A 5,429-nucleotide genomic window follows, 5' to 3' on the forward strand; every position below is an offset into this window, starting at 1 on the left:
GGCCACGGGCCTGCTGCAGGCCGGCCGCCAGCATGTCCTGGCCAAAGTCCAGCACCTGGCCGGTGCCCAGGGTCTTGCCGAGGAACTGCACGCCAGCCTCGACCATCTGGTGCGCCTCGTCGAACACCGCCACGTCCACCGTCGGCAGCAGCTCGGCCACGCCGGTGTCGCGCAGCGACAGGTCGGCAAAGAACAGGTGATGGTTGACGACCACCACATCGGCCGCCATGGCCTCGCGCCTGGCCTTCATGACGTGGCAGGCGTGGTATTCGCCGCATTCGCTGCCCAGGCAGTTGTCGCGCGTGGACGTGACCAGCGGGATGATCTCGGAGCGCTCGTCAAGCCCCTCCAGTTCGCTGATGTCGCCGCTCTGCGTCGCCTGCGCCCAGGTTTCGATGCGGGCCAAAGCGCGAATGGCCATGCGGTCCGGCAGCTGCGCGCCCTCGCGCGCCTGCACCAGACGGTGCTTGCACAAGTAGCTGGCCCGGCCCTTCAGCAGCGCCACCGTGGTCGGCAGCTTGAGCACCTCCCTCAGGCGCGGCAGGTCGCGGAAGAACAACTGATCCTGCAGGTTCTTGGTGGCCGTGCTGACCAAGGTGCGCCGGCCCGACAACAGCACCGGCAGCAGGTAGGCAAAGGTCTTGCCGACGCCGGTGCCGGCTTCGGCGACCAGCGCACTGCGCCCGGCGATCGCGTCGGCCACGGCGCTGGCCAGCGCGGTTTGTTGCTCGCGTGGCATGAAGTTGCCGTCCGCCTGGGCGAGCGCGCCGGTGCCGGACAGCGCTTCGCGAACCGCCTCGCCCAGCTCGGCCAGATCGGCCAGCATGGGCTCGTCGGTTTCAACATTCATGGGTGGGTTCAGGCGGGCTCTTTCGGCTCCAGCGATGCTGCCAGCCGGGAAATCTGGTCGCGCAGCAGCAGCCGGCGCTTTTTCAGGCGGCGCAGCGCCAAGTCGTCGCGCTGCGGGGTTTCGCTGGCCTGGTCGATCAGGCTGTCGAGGTCGGCGTGTTCCATGCGCAACTCGATCAGCCGCCTTTGTGGCGAATGCAGGCTATCGGGCATGGGAAGGTCGGCGTCCACAGAACTGAGAGTTTATATTGCGGCCCATGAGTTCGACACCCCAGGGATACCGCATCGCCGCAGCCACCGGGCTGCACAAAGGCGACCGAGCCTATCAGCAGGACCAGGTCCTGGTGCTGCCCCACCCTCGCGTGCAAGGCTGCGCGCTCGGCCTGGTGGCCGACGGCATGGGCGGCAAGAGCGGCGGTCGCACGGCGGCCGATCAGGTCATCATGACCGCCAAGCAGGTGTTCGACCGCTTCACACCCGCCAGCATGGACCCCGGCGAGATGCTGCGCCAATTGGTCATCGAGTCGCACCTGATGATCAAGCTGACGGCCATCACGGCCGACGAAGAGCCGCACAGCACGATTGCCGCCTTCCTGTTCCTGCCCGACCGCAGCGCCTGGACGGTGCACGCCGGCGATTCACGGGTCTACCATTTCCGCGGCGGCGAGCTGGTGCGCCGCACGATCGACCACTCGTACGTGCAGCGGCTGATCGACGAAGGCAAGATCACCGAAGCCCAGGCCAACACCCATCCACAGTCCAACCTGCTGACTGGCTGCCTGGGCACGCAACAAGACCCGCCGATCACGCTCACACAACTGGACAAGCTGGAACTGGGCGACACGCTGCTGGCCTGCAGCGATGGCCTGTGGCACTACCTCAGCCCGAAAGAGCTGGGCGCCATCGTCACCGCACTGCACCCGCGCGACGCCAGCGAGATGCTGGTCAGCAAGGCGCGCCAGCGCGCCCGCGGCATGGGCGACAACCTCTCCTTGGCCATGGTCCGCTTCGACCCGTTGACTTGAAGAAATGGGGCACCCGGCTTCGCGTGTACGCGAAGCCACCCGCCGAGCGGGTTGCGCGACCGCCTGGGGCGGCCCGGCGGCGGCCACGCTCCGCTTCGATCCGGGTTGCTGAAATACCGCGCGGGTCAAAGTCGTCGGATCAGGTCAAGGAGGTGTCGACGTTGCGGCGCTCGAGGGACAAGTATTCCTGCGAGCGCATCTCGTGCAGGCGGGAGACGGTGCGGGGGAATTCGTGGGCCAGCGGGCCTTCGTTGTAGAGGTCTTCGGCGGGCACTTCGGCCGAGATGATGAGCTTGACGCGGCGGTCGTACAGCACATCGACCAACCAGGTGAAGCGGCGCGCTTCCGAGGCCAGCCGGGGCGGCATCTTCGGCACACCCGAGAGCAGCAAGGTGTGGAACTGGGTGGCCAGTTCCAGGTAGTCGTTCTGCGAACGCGGGCCGCCGCACAGGGTCTGGAAATCGAACCAGACCACGCCACCGGCGCGGCGCTTGGCCTTCAATTCGCGGTGCTCGATGTGCAGCAGCGGCGACTCGTCCTTGGCCTCGGCCAGTTCGTCGAAGGTCTGCTTCATCGCGGCTTCTGCCGACGCGTCCAGCGGCGTGTGGTACAGCGCCAGATGCTCCAGCGTGCGCTGCCGGTAGTCGGTTCCGGCGTCGACGTTGATGACCTCCAGCTTGTCCTTCAGCAATTCGATGGCCGGCAGGATGCGATCACGGTGCAGCCCGTTGGGGTACAGCTCGTCGGGCTTGAAGTTCGAGGTCGTGACGATGGAGACCCGGTTCTCGAACAGCGATTCCAGCAACCGGTGCAGGATCATCGCGTCGGTCACGTCTGCCACGTGGAATTCATCGAAGCAGATCAGCCGGTAGCGCCGGGCAATGCGCCGGCCCAGCTCCTGCAGCGGGTTCTGCAGGCCCTTGAGGTCCTGCAGCTCACGGTGCACCTCGCGCATGAATTCGTGGAAGTGCAGCCGGGTCTTGCGGGTCAGCGGCACGGACTGGAAGAAGCAGTCCATCAGGAAGCTCTTGCCGCGGCCCACGCCGCCGTACATGTAGACGCCGCGCGGGATCGGCGGGCGCACCAGCATCTTGGTCAGCGCATTGCTGCGCCGGCCCTTGTAGTCGGCCCATTCGTTCTCGCAACGCTCCAGCGCGTCGATCGCGCGCAGCTGGGCCTCATCGGCGCGGAAGCCGCGCTCTTCGAGCAATTGCGCATACAGCTGGCGAACAGTCATGGCGAGGACAACCGGAGAGGAGATGAGGATTGAAAAGGCCCGCCGGCCTTGGCAGGCGGGCGGGCCGGGGGCTTGCGCAGTCAGCGCTGCCCGGTCAGAAGTTCAGCGTGCGCTTGTCCACCGCCAGCGCGGCTTCCTTGGTCGCCTCGCTGAGCGACGGGTGGGCATGGCAGATGCGCGCGATGTCTTCGGCCGAGGCCTTGAACTCCATCGCCACCACGGCTTCGGAGATCAGCTCCGAGGCCATCGGGCCGATGATGTGCACGCCCAGGATCTCGTCGGTCTTGGCGTCCGCCAGGAACTTGACGAAGCCGGTGGTGTCGCCCAGTGCACGCGCCCGGCCGTTGGCCAGGAACGGGAACTGGCCGGCCTTGTAGGCCACACCGTCCGCCTTCAGCTGCTGCTCGGTCTTGCCGACCCAGGCAATTTCCGGGCTGGTGTAGATCACCCACGGCACGGTGTTGAAGTTGACGTGGCCATGCTGGCCGGCAATGCGCTCGGCCACGGCCACGCCTTCTTCCTCGGCCTTGTGCGCCAGCATCGGGCCGCGCACCACGTCGCCAATGGCCCAGACGCCCGGCAGGTTGGTCTTGCAGTCGCCGTCGACCACCACCATGCCGCGCTCGTCCAGCTTCAGGCCCACGGCTTCCGGGTTCAGGCCGATGGTGTTGGCAACCCGACCGATCGAGACGATCAGCTTGTCCACCACCAGCGACTGCTCGGCACCCTTGGCATCGGTGTAGGCCACGGTCACGCTGTCAGCGGCCTTGGTCACCGAGCTGATCTTCACGCCCAGCTCAATGTTCAGGTTCTGCTTCTTGAAGACCTTGGCCGCTTCCTTGGCCACGCTCTCATCGGCCGCACCCAGGAAAGCTGGCAGCGCTTCGAGGATGGTGACCTCGGCGCCCAGGCGGCGCCAGACCGAGCCCATTTCCAGGCCGATGACGCCGGAGCCGATCACGCCCAGCTTCTTCGGCACCGCGGGAATGCGCAGCGCGCCGTCGTTGGACAGGATCAGCGATTCGTCGAACTCGGCGCCGGGCAGCTGGCGCGGGTTCGAGCCAGTGGCGACGATCACATGCTTGGCCTGCAGCGTCTCTTCAGCAGCGCCAGCGACCTTGATCTCGTAGCCACCGTCCTTGGCTGCGACGAACGAGCCGCGGCCGTGGAAGAAGCTGACCTTGTTCTTCTTGAACAGGTACAGGATGCCGTCGTTGTTCTGCTTCACGACCGCGTCCTTGCGACCGATCATCTTGGCGATGTCGATCTTCAGGTCGCTGACCGAGATGCCGTGGTCGGCAAAGGCGTGGCCGGCATGGTCGAAGTGCTCGCTGGACTGCAGCAGCGCCTTCGACGGGATGCAGCCGACGTTGGTGCAGGTGCCGCCGGGCGCGGGGCCGCCCTTGTCGTTCTTCCACTCGTCGATGCAGGCGGTGTTGAAACCCAGCTGGGCTGCGCGGATCGCCGCGATGTAGCCGCCAGGGCCGCCGCCGATCACGACGACGTCGAATTGCTTGGACATTGAATGAGGTTCCTGTCAGGTCTTGGCAAAACGCCCCCGGCACGAGCCTGGGGGCGTTGGATCGTTCTGGAGGAAAACGATCAGATGTCGAACAAGAGGCGCGCCGGGTCTTCCAGCGCTTCCTTCATTGCCACCAGGCCCAGCACGGCTTCACGGCCGTCGATGATGCGGTGGTCGTAGGACATCGCCAGGTAGTTCATCGGGCGGATCACGATCTGGCCGTTCTCCACCACCGCGCGGTCCTTGGTCGCATGCACGCCCAGGATGGCCGACTGCGGCGGGTTGATGATGGGCGTCGACAGCATGGAGCCGAAGGTGCCGCCATTGGAGATGGAGAAGGTGCCGCCGGTCAGTTCTTCCAGGCCCAGCTTGCCGTCCTTGGCCTTCTGGCCGAACTGCGCAATCGTCTTCTCGATCTCGGCGAAGGTCAGTTGGTCCGCATTGCGGATCACCGGCACGACCAAACCGCGCGGCGAACCGACGGCGATGCCGATGTCGAAGTAGCCGTGGTAGACGATGTCATTGCCGTCGACCGAGGCGTTGATGACCGGGTACTTCTTGAGCGCATGCACCGCCGCCTTGACGAAGAAGCTCATGAAGCCCAGCTTGACGCCGTGTTCCTTCTCGAACTTGTCCTGGAACTTCTTGCGCATGTCCATCACCGGGGCCATGTTCACTTCGTTGAACGTGGTCAGGATGGCGTTGGTGGCTTGCGACTGCAGCAGGCGCTCGGCAATGCGGGCACGCAGGCGCGACATCGGCACGCGCTGCTCGGCGCGCTCGCCCAGGTTCTGCT

At 65.9% G+C, this 5,429-nt stretch carries 6 protein-coding genes; 1 reads left to right on the forward strand and 5 read right to left on the reverse strand.

Annotation, left to right across the window (positions count from 1 at the left end; genetic code table 11):
* Both FKP22_RS19830 and FKP22_RS19835 read right to left on the reverse strand, forming a co-directional pair.
* The coding region (locus FKP22_RS19830) for an ATP-dependent DNA helicase (RefSeq protein WP_375140601.1) at nt 1-850 on the reverse strand (850 nt) is incomplete at its 3' end.
* An 8-nt stretch (nt 851-858) separates the two neighbouring features.
* A complete protein-coding gene (locus FKP22_RS19835) occupies nt 859-1,062 on the reverse strand; it encodes a DUF465 domain-containing protein (RefSeq protein WP_141289428.1) in 204 nt (67 codons plus the stop codon).
* 44 nt (nt 1,063-1,106) lie between these two features.
* On the opposite strand from FKP22_RS19835, the gene FKP22_RS19840 reads away from it, so the two are divergent.
* On the forward strand, nt 1,107-1,874 hold the full coding sequence (locus FKP22_RS19840; RefSeq protein ID WP_141289429.1) for a PP2C family protein-serine/threonine phosphatase: 768 nt from the start codon (nt 1,107-1,109) through the stop codon (nt 1,872-1,874).
* 139 nt (nt 1,875-2,013) lie between these two features.
* Here FKP22_RS19840 and zapE read toward each other — a convergent pair whose 3' ends face one another.
* The 3 genes from zapE to odhB all read right to left on the reverse strand — a co-directional run.
* Nucleotides 2,014-3,111: a cell division protein ZapE gene (zapE, locus tag FKP22_RS19845; RefSeq protein WP_141289430.1), complete on the reverse strand. Its 1,098-nt coding sequence runs from the start codon at nt 3,109-3,111 to the stop codon at nt 2,014-2,016.
* A gap of 94 nt (nt 3,112-3,205) precedes the next feature.
* Complete coding sequence (lpdA, locus tag FKP22_RS19850) at nt 3,206-4,633, reverse strand: dihydrolipoyl dehydrogenase (protein WP_141289431.1); 1,428 nt, start codon at nt 4,631-4,633, stop codon at nt 3,206-3,208.
* Between the two features lie 80 nt (nt 4,634-4,713).
* Nucleotides 4,714-5,429 (reverse strand): 2-oxoglutarate dehydrogenase complex dihydrolipoyllysine-residue succinyltransferase (gene odhB, locus FKP22_RS19855; protein ID WP_141289432.1); only part of this gene is annotated, 716 nt, incomplete at its 5' end.

The sequence above is a fragment of the Ideonella azotifigens genome (assembly GCF_006519715.1).
Classification (GTDB): Bacteria; Pseudomonadota; Gammaproteobacteria; order Burkholderiales; family Burkholderiaceae_C; genus Ideonella; species Ideonella azotifigens.

Bases quoted from the DNA above. Each gene is read 5' to 3' on its own strand.
- FKP22_RS19835 (WP_141289428.1), bottom strand. From the start codon at position 1,062: ATGCCCGATAGCCTGCATTCGCCACAAAGGCGGCTGATCGAGTTGCGC.
- FKP22_RS19840 (WP_141289429.1), top strand. From the start codon at position 1,107: ATGAGTTCGACACCCCAGGGATACCGCATCGCCGCAGCCACCGGGCTG.
- zapE (WP_141289430.1), bottom strand. From the start codon at position 3,111: ATGACTGTTCGCCAGCTGTATGCGCAATTGCTCGAAGAGCGCGGCTTC.
- lpdA (WP_141289431.1), bottom strand. From the start codon at position 4,633: ATGTCCAAGCAATTCGACGTCGTCGTGATCGGCGGCGGCCCTGGCGGC.